The 24,038-nt window shown below is 63.0% G+C and carries 26 protein-coding genes; 15 read left to right on the forward strand and 11 right to left on the reverse strand.

Annotated elements, in window-relative coordinates; translation table 11 throughout:
- Nucleotides 1–15: 15 nt before the first annotated feature.
- Nucleotides 16–861, reverse strand: coding sequence for a nodulation factor ABC transporter permease subunit NodJ (locus LDZ23_RS06460; RefSeq protein WP_175980093.1), 846 nt, complete (start codon nt 859–861; stop codon nt 16–18).
- Nucleotides 862–865: 4 nt separating this feature from the next.
- A complete protein-coding gene (nodI, locus tag LDZ23_RS06465; protein ID WP_008349912.1) occupies nt 866–1,828 on the reverse strand; it encodes a nodulation factor ABC transporter ATP-binding protein NodI in 963 nt (320 codons plus the stop codon).
- 313 nt (nt 1,829–2,141) lie between these two features.
- On the opposite strand from nodI, the gene LDZ23_RS06470 reads away from it, so the two are divergent.
- A complete protein-coding gene (locus tag LDZ23_RS06470; RefSeq protein WP_033535751.1) occupies nt 2,142–2,651 on the forward strand; it encodes a universal stress protein in 510 nt (169 codons plus the stop codon).
- 35 nt (nt 2,652–2,686) lie between these two features.
- Here LDZ23_RS06470 and LDZ23_RS06475 read toward each other — a convergent pair whose 3' ends face one another.
- The 3 genes from LDZ23_RS06475 to lexA form a co-directional block, all read right to left on the reverse strand.
- Complete coding sequence (locus LDZ23_RS06475) at nt 2,687–3,286, reverse strand: DUF2939 domain-containing protein (RefSeq protein ID WP_175980094.1); 600 nt, start codon at nt 3,284–3,286, stop codon at nt 2,687–2,689.
- Nucleotides 3,287–3,385: 99 nt separating this feature from the next.
- The gene (locus LDZ23_RS06480) at nt 3,386–3,712 is read right to left on the reverse strand and encodes a hypothetical protein (RefSeq protein WP_008349906.1); all 327 of its coding nucleotides are present in this window, start codon (nt 3,710–3,712) and stop codon (nt 3,386–3,388) included.
- A gap of 197 nt (nt 3,713–3,909) precedes the next feature.
- Entirely contained in the window at nt 3,910–4,587 is a 678-nt protein-coding gene (lexA, locus tag LDZ23_RS06485; protein ID WP_008349903.1) for a transcriptional repressor LexA, read from the reverse strand.
- Nucleotides 4,588–4,845: 258 nt separating this feature from the next.
- Here lexA and LDZ23_RS06490 point away from each other — a divergent pair, with 258 nt between their 5' ends.
- The 6 genes from LDZ23_RS06490 to LDZ23_RS06515 all read left to right on the forward strand — a co-directional run bounded on the left by LDZ23_RS06490 (nt 4,846) and on the right by LDZ23_RS06515 (nt 10,786).
- Nucleotides 4,846–5,868 (forward strand): sulfate ABC transporter substrate-binding protein, encoded by a 1,023-nt coding sequence (locus tag LDZ23_RS06490; RefSeq protein ID WP_280519315.1) that lies wholly within the window; start codon nt 4,846–4,848, stop codon nt 5,866–5,868.
- Nucleotides 5,869–5,958: 90 nt separating this feature from the next.
- Nucleotides 5,959–6,843: a sulfate ABC transporter permease subunit CysT gene (gene cysT / locus LDZ23_RS06495; protein WP_008349900.1), complete on the forward strand. Its 885-nt coding sequence runs from the start codon at nt 5,959–5,961 to the stop codon at nt 6,841–6,843.
- Nucleotides 6,840–7,736 carry a sulfate ABC transporter permease subunit CysW gene (cysW, locus tag LDZ23_RS06500; protein ID WP_175980096.1) on the forward strand — a complete coding sequence of 299 codons (897 nt, stop codon included), beginning with the start codon at nt 6,840–6,842 and terminating at the stop codon, nt 7,734–7,736. Before cysT ends, cysW begins: the two co-directional genes overlap by 4 nt.
- Nucleotides 7,737–7,752: 16 nt before the next feature.
- Nucleotides 7,753–8,811: a sulfate/molybdate ABC transporter ATP-binding protein gene (locus LDZ23_RS06505; RefSeq protein WP_244808050.1), complete on the forward strand. Its 1,059-nt coding sequence runs from the start codon at nt 7,753–7,755 to the stop codon at nt 8,809–8,811.
- A gap of 25 nt (nt 8,812–8,836) precedes the next feature.
- Nucleotides 8,837–9,763 carry a CysB family HTH-type transcriptional regulator gene (locus tag LDZ23_RS06510; protein ID WP_008349894.1) on the forward strand — a complete coding sequence of 309 codons (927 nt, stop codon included), beginning with the start codon at nt 8,837–8,839 and terminating at the stop codon, nt 9,761–9,763.
- A gap of 21 nt (nt 9,764–9,784) precedes the next feature.
- Nucleotides 9,785–10,786 carry an asparaginase gene (locus LDZ23_RS06515; RefSeq protein ID WP_280519320.1) on the forward strand — a complete coding sequence of 334 codons (1,002 nt, stop codon included), beginning with the start codon at nt 9,785–9,787 and terminating at the stop codon, nt 10,784–10,786.
- Between the two features lie 767 nt (nt 10,787–11,553).
- On the opposite strand, the gene lysM is transcribed toward LDZ23_RS06515, so the two are convergent.
- From lysM to gcl, 4 genes are all read right to left on the reverse strand, one after another.
- The gene (gene lysM / locus LDZ23_RS06520; protein ID WP_244808052.1) at nt 11,554–12,048 is read right to left on the reverse strand and encodes a peptidoglycan-binding protein LysM; all 495 of its coding nucleotides are present in this window, start codon (nt 12,046–12,048) and stop codon (nt 11,554–11,556) included.
- 304 nt (nt 12,049–12,352) lie between these two features.
- On the reverse strand, nt 12,353–13,261 hold the full coding sequence (locus LDZ23_RS06525) for a 2-hydroxy-3-oxopropionate reductase (protein WP_244808053.1): 909 nt from the start codon (nt 13,259–13,261) through the stop codon (nt 12,353–12,355).
- 27 nt (nt 13,262–13,288) lie between these two features.
- The gene (gene hyi / locus LDZ23_RS06530; protein ID WP_034473676.1) at nt 13,289–14,089 is read right to left on the reverse strand and encodes a hydroxypyruvate isomerase; all 801 of its coding nucleotides are present in this window, start codon (nt 14,087–14,089) and stop codon (nt 13,289–13,291) included.
- 70 nt (nt 14,090–14,159) lie between these two features.
- Complete coding sequence (gene gcl / locus LDZ23_RS06535; RefSeq protein ID WP_175980101.1) at nt 14,160–15,935, reverse strand: glyoxylate carboligase; 1,776 nt, start codon at nt 15,933–15,935, stop codon at nt 14,160–14,162.
- 168 nt (nt 15,936–16,103) lie between these two features.
- On the opposite strand from gcl, the gene LDZ23_RS06540 reads away from it, so the two are divergent.
- The 8 genes from LDZ23_RS06540 (at nt 16,104) to LDZ23_RS06575 (ending at nt 22,039) form a co-directional block, all read left to right on the forward strand.
- Entirely contained in the window at nt 16,104–17,057 is a 954-nt protein-coding gene (locus tag LDZ23_RS06540) for a LysR family transcriptional regulator (RefSeq protein WP_008349850.1), read from the forward strand.
- 131 nt (nt 17,058–17,188) lie between these two features.
- Entirely contained in the window at nt 17,189–17,560 is a 372-nt protein-coding gene (gene rpsF / locus LDZ23_RS06545; protein WP_008349848.1) for a 30S ribosomal protein S6, read from the forward strand.
- 33 nt (nt 17,561–17,593) lie between these two features.
- Nucleotides 17,594–17,893 (forward strand): primosomal replication protein N, encoded by a 300-nt coding sequence (priB, locus tag LDZ23_RS06550; protein ID WP_175980102.1) that lies wholly within the window; start codon nt 17,594–17,596, stop codon nt 17,891–17,893.
- A gap of 2 nt (nt 17,894–17,895) precedes the next feature.
- On the forward strand, nt 17,896–18,171 hold the full coding sequence (gene rpsR / locus LDZ23_RS06555; RefSeq protein WP_007000150.1) for a 30S ribosomal protein S18: 276 nt from the start codon (nt 17,896–17,898) through the stop codon (nt 18,169–18,171).
- 29 nt (nt 18,172–18,200) lie between these two features.
- Nucleotides 18,201–18,656, forward strand: a complete 456-nt coding sequence (rplI, locus tag LDZ23_RS06560; protein ID WP_008349840.1) for a 50S ribosomal protein L9 — start codon at nt 18,201–18,203, stop codon at nt 18,654–18,656.
- A gap of 123 nt (nt 18,657–18,779) precedes the next feature.
- Nucleotides 18,780–20,168: a replicative DNA helicase gene (locus LDZ23_RS06565; protein ID WP_008349838.1), complete on the forward strand. Its 1,389-nt coding sequence runs from the start codon at nt 18,780–18,782 to the stop codon at nt 20,166–20,168.
- A gap of 138 nt (nt 20,169–20,306) precedes the next feature.
- The gene (locus tag LDZ23_RS06570) at nt 20,307–20,933 is read left to right on the forward strand and encodes a DUF47 domain-containing protein (protein WP_008349836.1); all 627 of its coding nucleotides are present in this window, start codon (nt 20,307–20,309) and stop codon (nt 20,931–20,933) included.
- 95 nt (nt 20,934–21,028) lie between these two features.
- Nucleotides 21,029–22,039, forward strand: coding sequence for an inorganic phosphate transporter (locus tag LDZ23_RS06575; protein WP_008349834.1), 1,011 nt, complete (start codon nt 21,029–21,031; stop codon nt 22,037–22,039).
- Nucleotides 22,040–22,078: 39 nt separating this feature from the next.
- Here LDZ23_RS06575 and LDZ23_RS06580 read toward each other — a convergent pair whose 3' ends face one another.
- Nucleotides 22,079–22,885 (reverse strand): SDR family oxidoreductase, encoded by an 807-nt coding sequence (locus LDZ23_RS06580; protein ID WP_175980104.1) that lies wholly within the window; start codon nt 22,883–22,885, stop codon nt 22,079–22,081.
- 58 nt (nt 22,886–22,943) lie between these two features.
- Complete coding sequence (locus tag LDZ23_RS06585) at nt 22,944–23,873, reverse strand: C40 family peptidase (RefSeq protein ID WP_033536115.1); 930 nt, start codon at nt 23,871–23,873, stop codon at nt 22,944–22,946.
- Nucleotides 23,874–24,038: the final 165 nt, after the last annotated feature.

Genomic DNA, 24,038 nt, shown 5'->3' on the forward strand with positions numbered 1-24,038 from the left:
GTCCATCGCCGTTTTTCATTTCATCATGCGCCGCCTGAAAAGCCACGCGCACAGGAAGAACGGCACGACCGCATACGCGCAGAGCACGAGCGCATGCAGCGCGAAGCCGTCGAACGGGCGGCCGAGCATCGCCGGACGGATCAGCTCCACAGCGTGATACAGCGGCAAGACCTGCGTGACGTGTTGCGCGATCGCGGGCAGTTGCGCGATGGGAAAGAAGACGCCGGAGAGCAGGAGCATCGGCGTGAGCGCGAGCGTCTGATAGAACATGAAGAAGTCGTAGCTCGGCGCGAGCGCGGTGACGACCATCGCCGTGCTGGCGAACGCGAGTCCTGTCAGCACGATGACCGGCAACGCGATCAGCATCGACGGAAAGCTCGCATAGCCGAGCGCGCCCGCGACGATCATGATCGCCACGCCCGACAGCACCGACTTGCTCGCGGCCCAGACGATCTCGCCAAGCACGATATCGCCGAGCGTGAGCGGCGTGTGCATGATCGCTTCCCAGGTGCGCTGAACGTGCATGCGCGAGAAGCCCGAGTACATCGATTCGAAGCTCGCGGACATCATCACGCTCGACGCCGCCGTGCCCGCCGCGAGGAACGCGATATACGACACGCCGTCGACGTGCCCGACCATCAGGCCCAGACCGAGGCCGAGGCCGAAGAGGTAGATCATCGGATCGGCGAGATTGCCGATCATCGAGGCGATCGCGAGTTTCTTCCAGACGAGATAGTTGCGCCGCCACACGGACATCCAGTGCGTGGCGTTCGCGGGCAACGCGCTGGAAAGCGGCGTGAGGTTTTGTGCGCGCTTCGGCTCGCGCTGTTTGTCGATGCGGGATCGTTCGAGCGTATCCATTGGCTCAGTCCACCATCTCACGTCCGGTGAGACGCAGGAAAACATCTTCGAGATTCGCCGGACGATGCAGATAGCGCACGTCCGCGCGGCCCTTCACGCGCGCATGCACGGGCTGCGGATCGTCGACGTAGCAAAAGAGCGTCTCGCCGCTCACTTCCATGCGCGCGACGAGCGGCGCAAGCTCGGCGGCGAGCGCTTGCGGATCGGGTCCGTAGATTTCGATCACGTCCGAGCCGATCACCGATTCGATCAGCTCGCGCGGCCGTCCTTCGGCGATCTTGCGGCCCTCCTCGATCACGCACAGGCGATCGCAGAGACGCTCGGCTTCTTCCATGAAATGCGTCGTCAGCAGAATGGTCTTGCCGCGCGCAAGCAGCGAGCGCAGACGCTCCCAGATCAGATGCCGCGCTTGCGGATCGAGCCCGGTGGTCGGTTCGTCCATCACGAGCACATCGGGATCGTTGACGAGCGCGCGCGCGAGCGTGAGACGCCGCTTCATGCCGCCCGACAACTCGCCGACGCGCGCATCGGCCTTGCTCTCCAGCCGCGCGAACTCCAGGAGCGACGGCACGAGCGCATCCATGCGCGCGCCCGTCAGGCCGAAGTAGCGGCCGAACACCGTCAGATTTTCGCGGACAGTGAAATCGGGATCGAGATTGTCGAACTGCGGTACGACGCCCACGCGCTCGCGGGCGAATCGGGCGCGCGCGGGCACCGGCTCGCCGACGAGACGGATCGCGCCGCTATCGGGCGAAGTGATGCCGAGCAGCATCTTGAGCGTCGTCGTCTTGCCCGCGCCGTTCGGTCCGAGCAGTCCGAAGCATTCGCCGGGCCGCACATCGAACGACAGGCCGTCGACGACCGTGCGCTCGCCGTAGTGCTTCCTTACTTCGCTGAATTCGATGGCGGGTGCGCGGTTTCCATCGGCGTCGCGTGTAGCGCTTTGTTGCAAAGATTGATCAGTCATGCATCTGTGCGCAGGGAAAGCCGGATGAGGGAAATCCAGCGGGCTAGTGTAATCCATTGCACCAAGGCGGCGCTTGGCGTGCAACCGCATGCTGCGCGGGCGTGTCAAACCCGTGCGGGGCGCGTCGAACCGGTTCCGGCCGAAAGTGCCAGAGGCTTGTCCGTCGACGTTTTTGTGGTTCTGGCACGGTGCGAGCTAGCGTGTTCGCGCCGGTAAGCGTTTTCCAGCGTTGTCTCCCATGGGACGACGCACGATGATGAATCAACGCCGCGGGCAAGCCGCGCTCAACGGCACGTTGGCCAGGGAGGTCAAGATGGAGAGCTACCGAAAAATCCTGCTGTGCTACGACGGCTCCAGAGAAGGCCGCAAGGCACTGCGTCAGGGCGCCAATCTCGCGCTCGACCTGAATGCGGAGACGCATGTGCTCGCGGTGGTGGATATGCGCTCGAGCATCGCGCAGAGCGCCGGACTGCTAACCGACATGGCCTGCGGACGCTTCGAAGAGGCCGCGCGCGACATCCTGCAAGAGGGCGTCGAATGGCTGCGCGAGCGTGGCCTTCAGGCACAGGGACATTTCGCGTTCGGCCATCCGATCGACGAAATCGCGGCGCTCGCCGACAGCCTTCAGGTCGATCTCGTCGTCGTCGGGCATCGCTGCCGCAGCGGCCTCGCGCGCTGGTGGATGGGCGCGGGCAACACGCCGCTGCTGGATCGCGTGAAGTGCAGCATCCTGGTTGCCGTCTGTCAGGCCGGTGAATCGGCCGAAGCGGAAGACGAAGCGGCGTACGCGGCGAAGCCCGTCAAGGCCGAAGCCGGGGCGTGATGCGGTGCGAAGCGTGAGCCGCGACGCTTGACGCGTCAACCGTTGAGATCGACCGCGACGAGCTTCCACGACACGAGCCCGTTGCGGTGGAAGATCGCGGAGTATCGCGCATCGCCGGCGCCGTGTTGATACGTGACGACGAACGTGTTCAGGCTTCGATAACCCGCCGTCGTCTGCGGTGGCTCTTTCGGCGGCTGCCGTGCGGTCGTGACGCCGGACGCGGGCCCATTCCCCGCATTCGCTGGTGCGCCGTCGCCAGCTTGCGGCGGACGCTCGCCCGGATCGCCGCGCGGCGGGATGCCGTTCAGAATCGCCGCGACGCCGTCCGGTGTGGCATACGAATCCACCAGCGGACCGACGAGCGCCGCGCCGATCATCGCACCGATGATCGCGAGCGGATTCCCGCTCTTTTGAATATCCACGCGACGCGTGAGCAGCGCCGCGATCTGGTCCTTGAGGCTCGCGCGCAGCGCCGGAAAATCGACGTATTCGTTGACGGTTTGCGCATCGCGGGCATCGGCCGCGCGCTTCACGCGATCGAGTGCGATGTAAGGCGATGCGTAAACGAAACCGAGCGCCGCGACGATAACCAGGACGACGAGCGTAACGACAATAGAACGGGTAGTGCGGGACATGCTTGGGCCAAGCCTCTTGCAAAACGTGAATTACGGATTGACCGCGCGGGCGCCGGTTAAATCCCGTGAATTCACGTCGTGCGTGCGATGGCGTTCCATTCAGGCGAGGATTCCGCCGGCCAGCCCGGCATTTTCCTCGGCGATGCAGCGGTCGATCATGCGCGAAACCTCGTCGATCTTGCCCACCAGAATCACGCGCGATTGCCCGCGATACACGCGCACTGGCGCGCGCTGCTCGGCCTCGGCGTGCACCGTGCTGTTGAGGGAAACGCGAGCGAAGGCCGGCTGACGGGACGGCAACGCGGGCATTTCGTTGAAGAGATCGGGCGTGGCTTCGGCGCGCGGCATGCCGCAGGCGATCAGCGTGCGCAGATGGCGCAGGCGGCCGAATTGACGGAAGGGCAGCAGACGGGCAAAACGTTCCATGATGACTCTCCAGACGATAGGACGCACCGCGGCGCACCGCGCGCGGTGGCCGTCATGCTTGTTGTGTTGTGAGACGCCTGAATCAGGTGTCGAAAGCGGTTGGTGAGGCTATCTTGCGATGTCAATGAGACATTTCGTGTCTCGGTGCGAAAGTAATGTGCTTCGACTTTCGTGCCTTGCCCGTTCGCGGGCCAACATCAGAATTCGCCGGAGCGGATCAGCCCGACGGCAATGCCTTCAAGCGCGAAATCGCCGCTGCCGGCGCGCACGAAGATGTTTTCATACTCGGGGTTTTCGGCGATGAGTTCGACGCCGTCCGCGCGCCGTTTCCAGCGCTTGACCGTGACGTCGTCGCCAAGACGCGCGACGACGATCTGTCCGTCTTTCGCTTCGTTGCGCTTTTGCACGGCGAGAAGATCGCCGTCGAGAATGCCTGCGTCGCGCATCGAGAGGCCGCGCACCTTCAACAGATAGTCCGGCTTGCTGGAGAAGAGCGCGGGGTCGCACGCATAGTGCTGCGAGATGTGCTCTTGCGCGAGGATAGGACTCCCCGCCGCGACCCGGCCGACGAGCGGCAGAGACAATTGCATGATGCTCTGATGCGGCAGCGTGAACTGATGCGGCAGCTCCTCGGACCGATCGATGCGAGATGCATCGCCGAGCAGCCGGATGCCGCGCGACGAACCCGCCGCCAGCTCGATGACGCCCTTGCGGGCCAGCGCCCTGAGGTGCTCCTCGGCGGAATTGGCCGAACTGAAGCCGAGCTCCGCCGCGATCTCGGCGCGCGTGGGCGGAAAGCCCGTGCGGTCGATCGCGCGCTGGATGAGTTCGAACACCTGCTGCTGCCGCGCGGTAAGTTTTGATGTTTTGGTCACTGGCTCGAGCCCCTGATGCACTGTATGAATGGACAGGTGACTGTATTTTTATACAGTATTTGGCGCTTTTCAAGCTTTACTTTAAGTTCGCGGCCACGAAGCCTCCGCACCGTCGGATCGCGCCCGCCGGCGCTTCTTCCATCCAGGAATATCGTTCTTAGCAGTTTTACGTATAAAAAAGTGAATAACGATTATTTTCAATCATATAGAGGCCTCGTTAGACTGATTCCGTCAATTCGATAAGACGGAGAACGGGGAATGCAAAGCATCAACACGGGATTGCGACGGCTTCTTGCTGCGGCGACGCTCGGCGCGGCGGGTTTGATCATGACGGCGCCGGCGCAGGCGGATACGTCGTTTCTGAACGTTTCCTACGACCCGACTCGCGAGCTGTATCAGGACTTCAATCAGGCTTTCGCGAAAAAGTGGAAGGCGGAGACGGGCGAGACCGTAACCTTCAAGCAGTCGCATGGCGGGTCGGGCGGCCAGGCGCGCGCGGTCATCGACGGACTGCAGGCGGACGTCGTTACGCTCGCACTCGCTTATGACATCGACGCGCTCGCGGGCAAGGGACTCGTCGGCGCGGACTGGCAGAAGCGCCTGCCGGACAACGCATCGCCGTACACGTCGACGATCGTGTTTCTCGTGCGCAAGGGCAATCCGAAGCACATCAAGGACTGGGACGATCTGACGAAGCCGGGCGTGTCGATCGTCACGCCGAATCCGAAGACATCGGGCGGCGCGCGCTGGAACTACCTCGCGGCGTGGGCGTACGCGCAGCACAAGCCGGGCGGCAACGAGCAGACCGCCAAGGAGTTCGTGACGAAGCTCTACAAGAACGCCGGCGTGCTGGATTCCGGCGCGCGCGGCGCGACGACGAGCTTCGTGCAGCGCGGTCAGGGCGACGTGCTCATCGCGTGGGAAAACGAGGCGTTCCTGTCCCTGAAGGAATTCGGTCCGGACAAGTTCGAGATCGTGGTGCCGTCCGTGAGCATTCTGGCGGAGCCGCCGGTCGCGGTGGTCGACAAGGTCGTCGACAAACACGGCACGCGCAAGCTCGCCGAAGCGTATCTCAAGTATCTGTATAGCGACGAAGGGCAGCAGATCGCCGCGCGCAATTTCTATCGGCCGCGTTCGGACAAGGTGCCCGCCGATCTGACGAAGCAGTTTCCGAAGCTGAAGCTCTATACCATCGACGACACCTTCGGCGGCTGGACCAAGGCGCAGAAGACGCATTTCGCGGATGGCGGCGTGTTCGATTCGATCTATCAGCCGCAATAAGCGTCAACCGGCGACGCGGCGCGTTCAAGACGCCGCGCGCCCGAAGCAGCAACGCGCGCCCACCCCGCGCGCAAAAAGGATGATTCAAGGATGACGACTCTCACATTCAGGAAACCGAGCGCGCTACCCGGTTTCGGCCTCACACTCGGCATCACGGTGGCTTATCTGAGCCTCGTGGTGCTGATTCCGCTTGCCGCCACCTTCGCTAAGACGGCGACGCTCGACTGGGCGCAGTTCGTGCGCGCGGTGACGTCGCCGCGCGTGCTCGCATCGTATCGGCTGACGTTCGGTGCGGCGCTCGGCGGCGCGCTCATCAACGCGGTGTTCGGTTTTCTCGTCGCGTGGGTGCTCGTGCGCTACACGTTCCCGTTCAAGCGCATCGTCGATGCGATGGTCGATCTGCCGTTCGCGCTGCCGACGTCGGTCGCCGGCATTTCGCTCGCCGCGGTCTACGCGGGCAATGGCTGGATCGGGCAATATCTCGCGCCGCTCGGCATCAAGGTCGCGTTCACGCCGCTCGGCGTGCTCGTCGCGCTGACGTTCATCGGCCTGCCGTTCGTCGTGCGTACCGTGCAGCCCGTGCTCGAAGACTTCGAGCGCGAGCAGGAAGAAGCCGCCGCGTGCCTCGGCGCGACGCGCTGGCTCACGTTCCGGCGCGTCGTGCTGCCGTCGCTCTTTCCGGCGCTGCTGACGGGCTTCGCACTCGCGTTCGCGCGCGCGTTGGGCGAATACGGCTCGGTGATTTTCATCGCGGGCAACGTGCCGATGAAGTCGGAGATCACGTCGCTGCTCATCATCACGAAGCTCGAACAGTACGACTATGCCGGCGCGACCGCGCTCGCCGTCGTGATGCTGTGCGTGTCCTTCCTGATGCTTCTGTTGATCAACACGCTGCAATGGTGGCTGCAGCGCCGCACGAGCAAGACGGGCGCGGCGCCGGTCAACGTCTCCCTGGCAGCGGGAGAAACGGCATGAGCGAGGTGCTTCCATTGCAGACGACGACACAGCGCGACGCGCACGGCCTCAATCCCGTCACCGAGCCGCGCGCCGTGCGATGGCTCCTGACCGGTATCGCACTCGCGTTTCTCGCGTTCTTTCTCGTCGTGCCGCTCGTCGCGGTGTTCGTGCAGGCGTTCGCCAAGGGCATCGACTATTACTTCGAGTCGCTGAAGGATCCCGACGCGTGGTCCGCGATCAAGCTCACGCTGATCACCGCCGCGATCGCCGTGCCGCTGAATGTCGTCTTCGGACTGGCGGCGTCGTGGGCGATCGCGAAGTTCGAGTTTCGCGGCAAGGCGCTCCTGACGACGCTCATCGACTTGCCGTTCTCGGTGTCGCCGGTCATCTCGGGTCTCGTCTATGTGCTGATGTTCGGCGCGCAAGGATGGTTCGGCCCGTGGCTCGCCGCGCACGACGTGCAGATCATCTTCGCGGTGCCGGGCATCGTGCTCGCGACGATCTTCGTCACGTTTCCGTTCGTCGCGCGCGAACTCATTCCGCTGATGCAGGCGCAAGGCAACGACGAAGAGGAAGCGGCGCACGTGCTCGGCGCATCGGGATGGCAGATCTTCCGGCGCGTGACGCTGCCCAACGTGAAGTGGGGCCTGCTCTACGGCGTGATTCTCTGCAACGCGCGCGCGATGGGCGAGTTCGGCGCGGTGTCGGTGGTGTCCGGGCACATCCGCGGGCAGACGGACACGATGCCGCTGCACGTCGAAATTCTCTACAACGAATACAACTTCTCGGCTGCGTTCGCGGTGGCGTCGCTGCTGGCGCTGCTCGCGCTCGTGACGCTCGCGCTGAAACTCCTCGCGGAGCGCCGCATGACGCAAGCATTGACCGCCGCAAAAGCCACCGCACAGAATTGAGAGGCCGATAAACATCATGAGCATCATCGTTCGCAATCTGCAAAAACGCTTCGGCGATTTCACCGCGCTCGACAACGTGTCGCTCGACTTTCCGGCGGGCGAACTGGTCGCGCTGCTCGGGCCTTCGGGCTGTGGCAAGACCACGCTCTTGCGCGTGATCGCGGGCCTCGAATTCGCCGATGCGGGACAGGTCGTGCTGCACGGCGAAGACGTCGCGGCGGTCGGCGCGCGCGAGCGTCAGGTCGGCTTCGTGTTCCAGCATTACGCGCTGTTCCGGCACATGACCGTGTTCGAGAACGTCGCGTTCGGCTTGCGCGTGAAGCCGCGCCGCGAGCGTCCGAGCGAAGCGAAAATTCGCGAGAAAGTGCATGAGCTGCTGAAGCTCGTGCAACTCGACTGGCTCGCGGAGCGTTTTCCGTCGGAACTGTCAGGCGGACAGCGGCAGCGTATTGCGCTGGCGCGGGCGCTTGCCGTCGAGCCGAAAGTGCTGCTGCTCGACGAGCCGTTCGGCGCGCTCGACGCCAAAGTGCGCAAGGAACTGCGCAGCTGGCTGCGCCGGCTGCACGACGATCTGCATATCTCGACGCTCTTCGTCACGCACGACCAGGAAGAGGCGCTCGAAGTGGCGGATCGCATCGTCGTGATGAATCATGGCCGCGTGGAGCAGGTGGGCAGTCCGCAAGACGTGTACGATCATCCGCAGACGTCCTTCGTCTACGAGTTTCTCGGCGCCGCGAACCGGCTGCAGGGCGAAGTGAACGCGAACGGCTTCATCGCCGATGGCGCCGCGAGCCCGATCGCGGCTCAGGCGCATTTCAGCGGGCGGGCGCTCGCGTACGTGCGTCCGCATGATCTCGCGCTGTATCCCGCCGACGGCACGCATCGCGACGGCATCGTGGTGGGCGTGCGGCGCGTCGTGACGCTGGGCGGCTCGGTGCGCGTCGAGCTCGAAGGCAACACGGGCGGCGTGATCGAGGCAGAACTGGATCGCGAGGCGTGGCGCGCGCTCAGGCTCGATATCGGCGATGGCGTGACCGCCGTTCCACGCGCGTTGCGAGTGTTTCCCGCGCAGTGACATCATAAAAATCAAAGAGGCTGACATGAACTTCCAGCAGTTGCGCTTCGTGCGCGAGGCCGTGCGTCAGAACATGAATCTGACGGAGGTCGCCAACGTCCTTTACACGTCGCAGTCGGGCGTGTCGAAGCAGATCAAGGATCTCGAGGACGAACTCGGCGTCGATATCTTCATCCGCCGCGGCAAGCGTCTGACGGGACTGACCGAGCCGGGCAAGGAAGTGCATCAGCTGATCGAGCGCATGCTGCTCGATGCCGAGAATCTGCGGCGCGTCGCGCGCCAGTTCGCGGATCAGGACAACGGCCATCTCGTCGTCGCGACGACGCACACGCAGGCGCGTTACGCGTTGCCGAAGGTCATCCGCCAGTTCACCGAGGTGTTTCCGAAGGTGCATCTCGCGCTGCGTCAGGGCAGCCCGCAGCAGATCGCGCAGATGATCATCAACGGCGAAGCGGATATCGGCATCTCGACCGAAGCGCTCGACCGTTATCCGGACATCGTCACGTTTGCGTGCTATTCGTGGCATCACACGGTCGTTGTGCCGAAGGATCATCCGCTCGTCGGGCGCGAGAACATCACGCTCGAGCAGATCGCCGAATATCCGATCGTCACGTACGACAACGATTTCACCGGGCGTTCGCACGTCGATCAGGCGTTCGCGAGCGCGGGCGCGATGCCCGATATCGTGCTGACCGCAATCGATGCCGACGTCATCAAGACGTATGTCGAACTGGGCATGGGCATCGGCATCGTCGCGGCGATGGCGTATGACGCGAAGCGCGACACCGAGCTCGTCGCGCTCGATACGCAGCATCTGTTCGAGGCGAGCACGACGCGTGTCGGCTTGCGAAAGGGCGCGTTCTTGCGCGCGTATGCGTATCGGCTGATCGAAATGTTCGCGCCGCAACTCGATGAAGCGCAGATCGCCGCGCAGCTTCGCGAAGCCGCTTAGAGTCGTGCCGGCTGTTTTACAATCGCCGGCATGAATACTTCCTCGCTTCCTCGTGTCGCCGTGCTTGCCACGGGCGGCACGATTGCCGGTCAGGCCGGCGATTCCTCCAAGACCGCGGGCTACAAGGCGGGCGTCGTCGGCGTCGACAAGCTGCTCGACGCCGTGCCCGCGCTCGGCTCGATCGCGCGAATCCACGCGGAACAGATCGCGAGCATCGACAGCAAGGACATGAGCGCCGCGCTGTGGACGCAACTCGCGCGGCGTATCGATGAGCTGCTTGCGCAGGACGATATCGATGGCGTCGTCGTCACGCACGGCACCGATACGCTCGAAGAAACCGCGTATCTGCTGCATCTCACGGTGAAGAGCGCGAAGCCCGTCGTGCTGACGGCGGCGATGCGCCCATCGACCGCGCTTTCCGCCGATGGTCCGTTGAATTTGCTCAATGCGGTGACGGTCGCGGCGTCGAACGATGCGGCGGGCAAGGGCGTGCTCGTCGCTTTCAACAATCAGATTCACAGCGCGCGCGATGTCACCAAGACGAGCACTTATGCCGTCGATGCGTTTCGCTCGCCTGACACCGGTGTGCTCGGGTTCGTGCAGGACGGACGCGTCGAGTTTCAGCGCACGGTCGTGCGGGCGCATACCGTCGCGAGCGAGTTCGCTGTCGCCGATCGATGGCCGATGGTCGAGATCGTCGCGAGCTACGCGGATGTGTCTCGTGTGACGGTCGATGCGCTTGTTGCTGCGGGCGTGAGGGGTATCGTCGTCGCGGGCACGGGCAATGGCTCGATGCATGCGGTGCTCACGCAGGCGCTCGCTGATGCGGTGAAGCAGGGCGTTGCCGTGGTGCGCGCTTCGCGCGTGGGTTCGGGACATGTGATGCGCAACGGCGCCGCTAACGATGATGCGCTCGGGACGGTCAGCGCGGGGACGCTGAATCCTTATAAGGCGCGGGTGCTGCTTATGCTTGCAGTGGCTTCGAATGTGCAGGACGTGCAGCGCGTTTTTGATGTTTATTGAGGTGTTTGGGGTGTTGGGCGGGCGGGCCGCCGGTTGGTCGGGCGGTCGGTCGTGGAATCCTGTATTCGTGTCGGTCTATTAGCGTTGCCCCTGTGCGGGGCGGCACTCACTTTCTTTGCTGCTGCAAAGAAAGTAAGCAAAGAAAGCAGCTTTTCAGGCCCGCGGTCACACGCAATTTGGGTAGTTCTCTCGTCCCAGGCGGCACTCGCCTAAAGAGTGCCCTCAAACACCTAATCGGGCTTGGCTCGCGCACGGTCTGCCGCCCAATAAGTTCGAGGGCGCTGGTTCAGCACGAAATGGCTTCGGCACAGCGCTACGCGCTGCCGCCGGGTATGCAAGGGAAACCGACGTACGGCAAAGGCGGCGAGATGAAGACGTTAGTAGCGAAGCACGCGCATTCCCGATTGACCGGTCGGCCGCGAAGCGGGCTGGAGCTATTTGGTGCTGAACCAGTTTGTTGTGTGGTGCGATGGTTCAGACCGTGCGCGAGCCAAGCCCGATTAGGTGTTTGAGGGCACTCTTTAGGCAGCCCACGATGGACGAGAGGACTACCCAAATTGCGTGTGACCGCGGGCGTATCAGGAGCTGCTTTCTTTGCTTACTTTCTTTGCAGCAGCAAAGAAAGTGAGTGCCGCCCCGCACAGGGGCAACGCTAATAGACCGACACGATCACAGGATTGCCGAGAAGCGCAGGCAAACCAAGATCCACCTCAGCAGAAAGCAAAAACGCGAACCGAAGTCCGCGTTCTCGAGTAGAGCAGAAACAATCAGTTAACAGCAGGAATCCGCAACACTTGCCCCGGATAGATCTTATCCGGACTCTTCAACATCGGCTTATTCGCTTCGAAGATCACATCGTTCTTGGACCCATTGCCGTAATACTTCTCGGCGATCTTCCAAAGATTGTCCCCCGACACGACGGTGTAATACTGCGATTCAGGCTCGCTACTCGGCACGGTCAGCTTATCGTCGACCTTATCGACATGCTGCACATTGCCCGCGGCGACGAGAATCTTTTCCTTCGTGGCCTGATCCGGCGCCTGACCCGAAACGGTCACCGTATGCGAAGCGCCGTCGTATTTCACATCGAGATTGTCCGCATTGAGACCCTGCGAACGAATGTACGTCGCGATGGCTTCGCCTGCCTTCTGATTTAGCGCGGCGACATCCACGGGTGCCGCAGCGGGCGCCGCCTGCGCGCTCGGCGTGGCTGCGCCGAAGAGTTTCTCGCCTGCTTCCTTGATAAAGCTGAGGATTCCCATTGTTCACTCCTTGGTTGACGGTGGTGTTACGGCCCGCGAAGTCTAGGCAGATTAGTCGCGATGACCACCGGATAGTTCTGAGTTTCAACAAAAGGATTTGTAGCACCGCCTATGCATCGGCGTTAGGACGCAGTTTGCAACAATCCGACGCGGACACCCGACGACAAACCGTCTGACCGACCAAGGCTTACCCGGCGCACCGCCGGGTGCCGCTTCTCGGACCCCACTTTGCCGCCCTCAGCCCAGAGCGGCATTTGTCCCGCGTGCCCATACGCGGGACGCCCCACGGTTCAGGTGACGCGAATCACGCAGCGGCTTTGGCCTGCTGCGGCTCGTCGGCCACCTGGAAGTTCGACATGATTTCGAGCGCACGCACAAGCGCCGAGTGATCCCACGCCTTGCCGCCGTTCGCCGCGCATACGCTGAAAAGCTGCTGCGCACTCGCGGTGTGGGGCAGGGCGAGGCCCATCTTGCGCGCGCCGTCGAGCGCAAGGTTTAGGTCCTTCTGATGCAGTTCGATACGGAAGCCCGGATTGAACGTGCGCTTCGTCATGCGCTCGCCGTGCACTTCGAGAATGCGCGACGACGCGAAGCCGCCCATCAGCGCTTTACGCACGCGCTCCGGGTCGGCGCCCGAGCGTGCCGCGAAGAGCAGCGCCTCGCCGACCGCCTCGATGTTCAGCGCGACGATGATCTGATTCGCGACCTTGCAAGTCTGACCCGCGCCGTTGTCGCCAATGAGCGAAATGTTCTTGCCCATCAGTTCGAACAGCGGCTTCGCGATATTGAACGACTTCTCCGGGCCGCCGACCATGATCGTGAGCGTCGCTTCGCGTGCGCCGACTTCGCCGCCGGACACCGGCGCGTCGAGATAGTCGCAGCCGAGCGCGTTGATCTTCTTCGCGAACTCCTGCGTCTCGAGCGGGGCGATCGAGCTCATGTCGATCACGAGCTTGCCCTTCGTGAGACCCTTCGCGACGCCGTCATCGGCGAACAGCACGGCGGCGACATCGGGCGTGTCGGGCACCATCGTGATGACGATTTCGCTCGCCTGTGCGACTTCGGTCGAGTCCGCGACGACCTGCGTCTGCGCGCGGATATCGTCCGGCACCGGAAACTTGCCGTTCACGACCAGCGTGTGGCCGCCCTTGATGAGATTGCGCGCCATGTGCGCGCCCATGATGCCGAGGCCGATGAAACCGATCGTTGCCATACTTCTAGCTCCTCCTATGTGTCTGGTTTAAGCGGTCGCGTGCTGCTTCACGCCGCCGATGTTCTGCAGCCAGCCGAGGCCCGCTTCCGTGCCGTTGAGCGGCTTGTACTCGCAGCCGATCCAGCCTTGATAGCCGATCTCGTCGAGCAGCCCGAACAGGAACGGGTAGTTGATCTCGCCCGTGCCGGGTTCGTTGCGGCCGGGGTTATCGGCGAGCTGGATATGCGCGATCTTCGGCAGGTTCTTCCTGATCGTCGCGGCGAGTTCGCCTTCCATCCGCTGCATGTGATAAATGTCGTACTGCAAGAACAGATTGTCCGAGCCGACGGCCTGGATCACGTCCAGTCCTTCCTTCGAGCGATTCAGCGCGAAGCCCGGAATGTCGTACGCGTTGCACGGCTCGACGAGCAAGCGGATGCCTTCCTTCTTCAGCGCTTCCGCTGCGAAGCGCAAGTTTTCGACGATGGTCGCGCGCGCCTGATCCGCCGATACGCCCGCCGTCGGAATCCCGACGAGACAGTTCAGTTGCGGCACGTTCAGCGCCTTCGCGTATTCGATCGCGCGCGGCACGCCGTCGCGGAATTCCGCGACACGATCCGGCAGACACGCAATGCCGCGCTCGCCCGCTTCCCAGTTGCCGGCAGGCAGGTTGTGCAGCACGATCTGCAGGTCGTTGTCCTTCAGGCGCGTCTGGATGTCGCTGATCGAGAAGGCATAGGGGAACAGGAACTCGACCGCCTTGAAACCCGCGTTCGCGGCCGCGGCGAAGCGGTCGAGAAACGGGACTTCGTTGAACAGCATGGTCAAATTCGCGGCAAATTTCGGCATTGTTCTTTCCTGATGGTCGGTCAGTGGATGCACGCCGCGCGTTCCTGCATGAACGCGCGGCGGCGATGCTTTAGTCGAGCGGCGTAACGGCGGTCGGTGCATCTGCCTTCGTTTCGGCGAGCTCTTCGAACTCGTTGATCGCGTCGATCTCGGTGCCCATCGCGATGTTGGTCACGCGTTCGAGAATCATCTCGACGACGACCGGCACCTGATGCTCCACCGCCAACGCTTGCGCCTGCTTCAGCGCGCCCGCGATGTCTTCCGGCTTGAACACGCGCAGCGCCTTGCAGCCGAGACCCTCGGCGACCGCGACGTGATCGACCCCATAGCCTTCGAGCTCAGGTGCGTTGATGTTGTCGAACGCGAGCTGCACGCAGTAGTCCATGTCGAAGCCGCGCTGCGCCTGACGGATCAGGCCGAGATACGAGTTGTTCACGACGACGTGCACGTACGGCAGCTTGAATTGCGCGCCGACGGCGAGCTCTTCGATCATGAACTGGAAATCGTAGTCGCCCGAGAGCGCGACGATCTTGCGTTGCGGGTCCGCGGCACGCACGCCGAGCGCGGCCGGGATCGTCCAGCCGAGCGGGCCGGCCTGGCCGCAGTTGATCCAGTTGCGCGCCTTGAACACGTGCAGGAACTGCGCGCCGGCGATCTGCGACAGACCGATCGTCGTGACGAAGCAGGTGTCGCGGTCGAACGCGAGGTTCATCTCTTCGTAGACGCGCTGCGGCTTCATCGGCACATTGTCGAAGTGCGTCTTGCGCTGCATCGTGCGCTTGCGCTGCTGGCAGTCCGCGACCCACGCGCCGCGGTCCTTCAGCTTGCCCGCGGCCTTCCATTCCTTCGCCACTTCGACGAACAGTTCGAGCGCCGCCTTCGCATCCGAGACGATGCCGAGATCCGGTCCGAACACGCGGCCGATCTGCGTCGGCTCGATATCCACGTGCACGAACTTACGGCCCTTGGTGTAAACCTCGACGCTGCCCGTGTGGCGGTTCGCCCAGCGATTGCCGATGCCGAGCACGAAATCGGAGGCGAGCATCGTCGCGTTGCCGTAGCGGTGCGACGTCTGCAAGCCGACCATGCCGGCCATCAGCGGATGATCGTCGGGAATCGCGCCCCACGACATGAGCGTCGGAATGACCGGCACGCCGAGCGTTTCCGCGAACTGCACGAGCAGATCTTCCGCCGCCGCGTTCAGCACGCCGCCGCCCGAGACGATCAACGGCTTTTCGGCGTCGTTGAGCATCGTCAGCGCTTTTTCGATCTGCGCGCGCGTCGCTTTCGGCTTGTAGACCGGCAGCGGCTCGTACGTGTCGATGTCGAATTCGATTTCGGCGAGCTGCACGTCGATCGGCAAATCGACGAGCACCGGACCCGGACGGCCCGAGCGCATCAGATGGAAAGCCTGCTGGAACACGCGCGGCACGAGCGCCGGCTCGCGCACGGTGACAGCCCACTTCGTGACGGGCTTGGCGATCGATTCGATATCGACGGCCTGGAAATCTTCCTTGTACAAACGCGCGCGCGGCGCCTGGCCGGTGATCGCGAGAATCGGAATCGAATCGGCCTGGGCGGAGTAGAGGCCGGTGATCATGTCCGTGCCCGCCGGGCCCGACGTGCCGATGCACACGCCGATGTTGCCCGGCGCCGCGCGGGTATAACCTTCGGCCATGTGCGATGCGCCTTCGACGTGACGCGCCAGCACGTGGCTGATGCCGCCCGACTTTTTCATCGCGGAGTAAAACGGGTTGATGGCCGCGCCCGGCACACCGAACGCGGTATCGATTCCTTCCTTTTCCAGCACGAGGACGGCTGCGTCGACGGCTCTCATTTTGGGCATGGTTGTCTCCTTCCTGGGGTCTCTATCCGAAATCGCTGTCTGCATTCAAGCAGGGTTCCGTTGCACTTTAAGTCTGTGAAAAAGGTTTGATAAGATCAGCGTCAGTCGCTTTTTTCCAAACAAAAAGTATCGAATGCCCGAGTGATGAGGCATCGGCGGGAGACGCAGATGGACCGCTTCAAGCAGATAGAAACGTTCGTGCGCGTGGCCGAGGCGGGCAGTCTCGCGGCGGCGGCGCTGGAAGAGGGCGTGTCGCCCGTGATTCTGGGACGGCGCATCGACGCGCTCGAAAAGCGCCTCGGCGTGAAGCTGATGTATCGCTCGACGCGACGGCTCGTCGTGAGCGAAGAGGGCGCGGCGTTCCTCGACCGCTGCAAGAACCTGCTCGCGGACTGGGATCAGGCTGAGAACGAACTGGCGGCGGGACGGCGCGCGGTGGGCGGGCATCTGATCGTGTCGGCGCCGGCGGCCTTCGGGCGCATGCACGTCGCGCCGCACGCGCCGCCGTTCCTGCGCGACAAACCGGAATTGCAGATGTCGTTCAATCTGACCGATCGCGTCGTCGATCTGGTGCGCGAGGGCTATGACCTGTCGATTCGCATCGGCGGCGCGGTCGATCCGAATTTCGTCGCGGTGAAGCTGGCGAGCAACCGGCGCGTCGTCTGCGGCACGCCCGCGTACTTCAAGAAGCACGGCCGGCCGAAAACGCTCGAAGACCTGCCGAATCACAATTGCCTCGCGTTCAATCTGCAGGGCGGGCAGAACCGCGGCTGGTATTTCCGCCGCAACGGCAAGGTCGTGACCGTGCGCGTGACCGGCAACCTCGACTGCAACGACGGCGAATTGCTGCATCGCTGGGCTTCGGAAGGGCTCGGGCTCGGCTGGCGCTCGACGTGGGAAATCCAGCGGCAACTGGAATCGGGCGAACTCGAAACCGTGCTCGACGACTTCGAACTTCCCGATTACGACATCCTCGCGGTCTATCCGCAGCAGCGCTACGTGCCTGCGCGCGTGCGCTACTTTATTGATTATCTTAAGGAAATCTACGCGCAACCCGGATATTGGAGCCGTCGGCTGACGCTTCCCGGCGAACCGCAGCGCGAGCACGCGCGCGGCCGCTAACTGCTTGAAAAGGCGTTCGAATTTGCATTTGCGCGAGCGCGCACGAAAAGCTATAATCTTTGGCTTCTCACTTGCCGCACCGGTCCGACGCCCGGGTGGCTTTCATCCAAAAGTCAGCACAAGGAGTGAATATGCGTCATTACGAAATCGTCTTTATCGTGCACCCCGATCAAAGCGAGCAGGTGCCCGCGATGATCGAGCGCTACAAGAGCACGATCACGTCGCACGGTGGTCAGATCCACCGCATCGAGGACTGGGGCCGTCGCCAACTGGCCTACATGATCGAGAAACTCGCGAAGGCTCACTACGTCTGCATGAACATCGAATGCGATCAGGCTACGCTCGAAGAGCTGGAGCACGCATTCAAGTTCAACGACGCCGTTCTGCGTCACCTTATCGTCAAGATGAAGAAGGCTGAAACCAGCCCGTCGCCGATGATGAAGGAAGTGCAGCGCGAAGAAGCCAAGAAGGCGGCCAGCCAGCCGTCCGAAGCGCAGGCTTAAGGCGAATCTTTCGCCACAGCCACCAAGGTTTAAGTGAACCGGCTGCAACTGACAGCGAGCGTCGTGGAACGCGAACCGGTGCGGTACACGCCCGCCGGCATCCCGATCGCAAGCTGCACGTTGCAACACGCGGCAGAAGTCGTCGAGGCGGGCATCGCCCGGAAAGTCGAACTGACTCTGCAGGCGGTCGCGGCCGGCGAAGCGAGCGGCAAACTGGAAAGCTGTCCGATGGGCGTCGAAACACGCTTCACGGGCTTTCTGGCGAAGAGAAGCCGTAACGCGCGAACCTTGGTGTTTCACATCACAGAATTGCAGGACATTGGAAAGGACTAATCATGCCCCGCCCGACTGGTAAGAAATTCGACAAGCGTCGTCAGCAACAAAACCCGCTCTTCAAGCGCAAGAAGTTCTGCCGTTTCACGGCAGCCGGTGTCGAGTACATCGACTACAAGGACACGGAAACGCTGAAGGACTTCATCGGCGAAAACGGCAAGATCACGCCGGCTCGTCTGACTGGCACGAAGGCGCACTATCAGCGCCAGCTCGACACGGCAATCAAGCGCGCGCGTTTCCTCGCGCTCCTGCCGTACACCGACCTGCACAAGGCCTAAATCAGACGACGCACTAAGGAAAGCCAAAAATGCAAATCATTCTTTTGGAAAAGGTCGTCAACCTGGGCAACCTCGGCGATATCGTCAAGGTCAAGGACGGCTACGCACGTAACTTCCTGATCCCCGGCAAGAAGGCACGCCGCGCGACCAAGGACGCAATCGCCGAATTCGAAGTTCGCCGCGCGGACCTCGAAAAGGTCGCCGCTGAAAAGCTGGCAGCCGCACAAGCTCAGGGCGAAAAGCTGAACGGCTTCACGGTTCAGATCGGCCAGAAGGCTGGCGTCGACGGCCGTCTGTTCGGTTCGGTCACGAATGCGGACATCGCTGACGCGCTGAAGAAGCAAGGCTTCGCGGAAGTGGAAAAGGCGCAAGTGCGTCTGCCGCAAGGCCCGATCAAGATGGTCGGCGACCATCCGGTTCAAGTGGCGCTGCACACGGACGTCCTCGTCGACGTCAACGTGTCGGTGCTCGGCGAGCACGCGTAAGTTTCAGGCGAGGCCTCGCGTCTCGCAACGCACGAAAGAAAGGCAGGAACCGTCGAGGTTCCTGCCTTTTTTATTTGTCTGAGCGTTGTTCCTACGCGCTGAATTCATCGATAATTCCACCCCATGAACGCACCGTCCAAAGACCCGCAACTCGACGCGCTGAAGGTCCCGCCGCACTCGATCGAAGCCGAGCAATCCGTGATCGGCGGCCTGCTGCTGGACAACGCCGCATGGGACCGCATCGCCGATGTGATGCATCAGGGCGATTTCTATCGCTACGACCATCGCATCATTTATGAGCATATCGGCAAGCTGATTGCTTCGACGCGTCCGGCCGACGTCATCACCGTCTACGAAGCGCTCACGATGGCCGGCAAGGCCGAGGAAGTGGGCGGGCTCGCGTATCTGAACGCGCTCGCGCAGAACACGCCGAGCGCGGCGAATATCCGCCGCTACGCGGAGATCGTGCGCGATCGTGCGGTGCTGCGCCGTCTGGTTTCCGTCGCCGATGAAATCTCCGCCGATGCGTTCAATCCGCAAGGCAAGGAAGTCCGCCAGATTCTCGACGAAGCCGAAGCGCGCGTGTTCTCGATCGCCGAAGAGGGCGCGCGCGGCACGCAGGGTTTTCTGGAGATCGGACCGCTCTTGACGCAAGTCGTCGAGCGCATCGACACGCTCTATCACACAGCCAATCCAAGCGATGTGACCGGCACGCCGACAGGCTTCGTCGACCTCGACCGCATGACGTCGGGCATGCACGGCGGCGAGCTGATCATCGTGGCGGGCCGCCCGTCGATGGGTAAGACGGCCTTTTCGATGAATATCGGCGAATACGTGGCCGTGGAATACGGCTTGCCCGTCGCCGTGTTCTCGATGGAAATGCCGGGCACGCAGCTCACCATGCGTATGCTCGGCTCGGTCGGCCGGCTGGACCAGCATCGCATGCGCACCGGGCGTCTCACCGACGAAGACTGGCCGAAGCTCACGCACGCCGTCCAGAAAATGAGCGAGGCGCAACTTTTCATCGACGAAACCGGCGGCCTGAACCCGATGGAACTGCGCTCGCGCGCGCGGCGTCTGTCGCGGCAGTGCGGCAAGCTCGGCCTCATCATCGTCGATTACTTGCAGCTCATGTCCGGCTCGGGCGGCGGCGAAAACCGCGCGACCGAAATCTCCGAGATATCGCGTTCGCTGAAGAGCCTCGCGAAGGAACTCGACGTGCCGGTCATCGCGCTGTCGCAGCTGAATCGCGGTCTCGAGCAGCGTCCGAATAAGCGGCCGATCATGTCGGACCTGCGCGAATCGGGTGCTATCGAACAGGACGCGGACGTGATCCTCTTCATCTATCGCGACGAAGTCTACAATCCCGACAGCCCCGACAAGGGCACGGCGGAAATCATCATCGGCAAGCAGCGTAACGGTCCGATCGGGCCGGTTCGCCTGACCTTCCACGGCCAATACACGAAGTTCGACAACTTCGCGGGCGCACAAAACTTCTACGGCGGCGAATAGGCCAGTTACCGCAACCGCTGTCAAGTCCGGGGCAATAGCGGCCGCGCGTCAGATGCGCGCGGTGCGTCGGGTAGTGCACACAGGTACAATATGTCAGTTTGATGTCTGACTCAGATTGACCCATTTATCGGGATTTTCATGTTCGGTCGTTTCATGCCCACCGAGGGCAAATTTTTCGAGATTTTCAACGCGCATGCGAAGTGCATGGTCGATGCGAGCCGCGAGCTCGAACTGCTGATCGACAACCTCGACGAAGCCGAGGTTCACAAGCAGAACGTGCAGGCGAACGAGAAGCGCGCCGACAAGCTCACGCACGAAACCATCGACCTGTTGCACAAGACGTTCATCACGCCGCTCGACCGCGACGAAATCCACAAGCTCATCACGACGATGGACGACATCCTCGACCTGATGGAGGACGTGGCCACCGCTATTTCCCTGTACGACGTGCGTTTCGTGACGTCGGAGGCGAGCCAGCTCGCGCATATCTGCACGAGCACGGTCACGCGCGTGCAGCAGGCCGTCGAATTGCTGGCGGACATGAAGCGCGCGAGCGAAATCCTGAAGATCTGCGAGGAAATCGACCGGCTCGAGTCGGACGCGGACCGCGTGTTGCGCTCGGCGATGTCGAAGCTCTTCCGCGAGGAAGACGACGTCAAGACGCTCATCAAGCTGAAGGCGATCTACGAACTGCTCGAGACGATTACCGACAAGTGCGAAGACGTCGCGAACATCATCGAAGGCATCGTGCTGGAAAACGCCTGATCATGCCGCCCGAGCCCGCGGCGCATCACGCAATGCGGGCAACGACGACACAATCCCGCGCCGTCTTCGAGCGCCGGTAAAAACAACACCAACCGATGCATTCGATTCAACTCGCCATCTGGGCAGTCGCCTTGCTCGTCATAGTCGCACTCGCGTTCGACTTCATGAACGGCTTTCACGACGCCGCCAACTCCATCGCCACGGTCGTTTCGACCGGCGTATTGAAGCCGCAGCAGGCGGTCGCCTTCGCCGCGGCGTTCAACGTCATCGCGTATTTCATCTTTCACCTCAAGGTCGCCGCAACCGTCGGAAAGGGCACGATCGATCCCGAAATCGTCGATCATTACGTCATTTTCGGCGCGCTCGTCGGCGCGATAGGCTGGAACATCGTCACCTGGATCTACGGCATTCCATCGAGTTCGTCGCACGCACTGATCGGCGGCCTCGTCGGCGCGGCGCTCGCCAAATCCGGCTGGGGGTCGCTCAACTGGGACGGGCTGCTCAAGACCGTCGCATTCATCTTCATCTCGCCGCTGCTCGGCTTCGTGCTCGGCTCGTTCTTCATGCTGCTCGTGTCGTGGCTGTATTTCCGCACGCCGCCTTCGAAGGTCGACCGGCGCTTCCGCCGCATGCAGCTCGTCTCGGCTGGCCTGTATTCGCTCGGCCATGGTGGCAACGATGCGCAAAAAACCATCGGCATCATCTGGATGTTGCTGATCGCGACCGGCTACGCCTCCGCAACAGCCGAAGCGCCGCCCGTCTGGGTAATCGGCCTGTGCTACCTGTCGATGGGTCTCGGCACGCTCTTCGGCGGCTGGCGCATCGTGCGGACCATGGGTCAGAAGATCACGAAGCTGAAGCCGGTCGGCGGATTCTGCGCGGAGACGGGCGGGGCGATCACGCTCTTCGTCGCGTCGTTCCTCGGCATTCCCGTATCGACGACCCATACGATCACCGGCGCGATCGTCGGCGTCGGCGCGACGCAGAAATTCAGCGCCGTGCGTTGGGGCGTCGCGGGCAATATCGTGTGGGCGTGGATTCTGACCATTCCCGCGTCCGCCGCGCTCGCGGCGGCCGGCTGGTGGATCGGCCACCGCTTCCTTTGATTCGTTCCGCCTGCGGGCTCTCATCGGGCCCGCAGCGCGTCAGATGATCGGCGACGACACTCCGTCCATCGGAATGATTGCGCCCGACACGTAACTCGCGCGCCGGCTCGCCAGAAAGAGCGCAACGTCGGCGATTTCCTCCGGCTTCGCATAGCGTCCGAGCGGCACTTTCGCCTGACTGTCGGCGAGCACCTGATCGCGCGTCACGCCTTGCCGCTTCGCCTCCAGATCGAGCGCTTCCTCGACGCGTTCCGTGAGCGTCGCGCCCGGATTGATCGCGTTGATGCGGATGCCGAGCTTCGCGTAGTGATGCGCGAGCCCGACGGTGTTGAGCATCAGCGCCGCATTGGCCGCGCCGCCTGCGATGTGGATGTCCGTCGCGATCTTGCCGCCCATTCCCACGATGTTGACGATCGCGCCAGGCTCGGCTTTCGGATCGTTACGCAGGCGCTCCGCCATGCGCTTGAGAACGACCTGCTGCGGATAGACATAGGAGAAGTATTTGGCGTCCATCGCCGCTCTGTAGGCCGCGGCGTCGAGCGTGTCCGGATCGTAGCGGCGCGCGGCGCCGGCGCTGTTGATAAGAATGTCGATCGGCCCGAGCGCGGTGCTCGCTTCTTCGACGACATCCTCGGCGCTGTGGGCCTCGTGCAGGTCGGCGCGCGCGAGATGCACGTGATACCCGTCGCTCGCGAGTTGCTCCCGGGCGCGGGCCAGATTCGCAGCGTCGCGCGAAACAATCGCGACCTTCGCGCCTTCGCTCGCGAACGCTCTGGCGCATGCAAATCCGATCCCCTTGCTGCCGCCCGTAATCAGGACAACCTTGCCCGCGAGTCCCAGGTCCATGGTGTTGCGCTCCGTCGACGAATGATCGGAACACGATAGCAGAGACGCGCAGCGCGCGTCAGTTCGTGCCAGTGGCGAAGCGGGCGATGGGATCGTCGTTCTGTGCGGGGCGGGGTGCGGCGAGCGAGCCGGTGGAGGCGCGCATCACGCGCACGGGCGGCTCGGCGGAATCGTAGGGATCGGCAGCGGCTTGTGCGGAGCGCGCCTGCTGACGCGCGGCGGTCGATGTCGGCGGCGGCGGTTCGAAGGCGTCGGCGGCGGCCTGAATCGGATCCGATGAAGCGTTGATCGTCGCGACGCCAGGCGTCGTAGCGCTCGCGGCGCGAGCCTGGCGTTGCGCCGCGTTGAGCGTCGAGGGCGGTGGCTCGAAAGCGTCGGCGGATGACGGAGCAGGCGCTTGCACGGGCGCAGGCGACGCGATGTAAGTCGGCGCATCGAACGGGGTAGGCGCGGTCTTCGGCGGCGCGACGCGGCGAATGCCGTCGAATCGTTTCGCCCAGTACGGGTTCGTCAGATAGTCGAGGCGCACCGTGCCGCCCGTCGATGGCGCATTCACGAAGCGCAGCTTGCCGACATAGATGCCCACGTGCGAATGCGGCCGTCCGGTCGTGTTGAAGAAGATCAGATCGCCCGGCGCGATCTCGTCCGGTTCGACCGATTCGCCGCGCGAACTCATGTCGGCGGTCGTACGCGGCAGATTCACGGACGCCGCGCGGTCGACGACATACCGCACGAGCCCGCTGCAATCGAAGCCCGCATCGGGCGTGTTGCCGCCCCAGCGATACGGCACGCCGACGAGCGACATCGCCTGAATGGAGATTTCCTCGCGCCCGACACTGTGATCGACGAACTTCGGAAAACCAGGCGGCGGGCTATAAGTGCGGTTGGCGCTCGTGCTGGCCGCAGGCTTGCGTGCCGTCTGCTGCGGCGCGGATCCACACGCGGCGAGCATGACGGTAACAAGTAGCGGCAGGCAGATTCGACGCATTGCAAAAGGCGAGCGGCAACCCGCCAGGAAGGACAGTGTGCCGATACTAATCCGCCGCACGGCCGTGCGGCAAGATGTCTTGAGGATTTACATGAACTCTGTGCCGTAAGTGTTGCAAGTGCGGAACGTTAGGACGAAAGGAAACGGCCCGGCAGGATCGCTCCG

The sequence above is a fragment of the Caballeronia zhejiangensis genome (genome assembly GCF_022879815.1).
Lineage (GTDB): Bacteria > Pseudomonadota > Gammaproteobacteria > Burkholderiales > Burkholderiaceae > Caballeronia > Caballeronia zhejiangensis.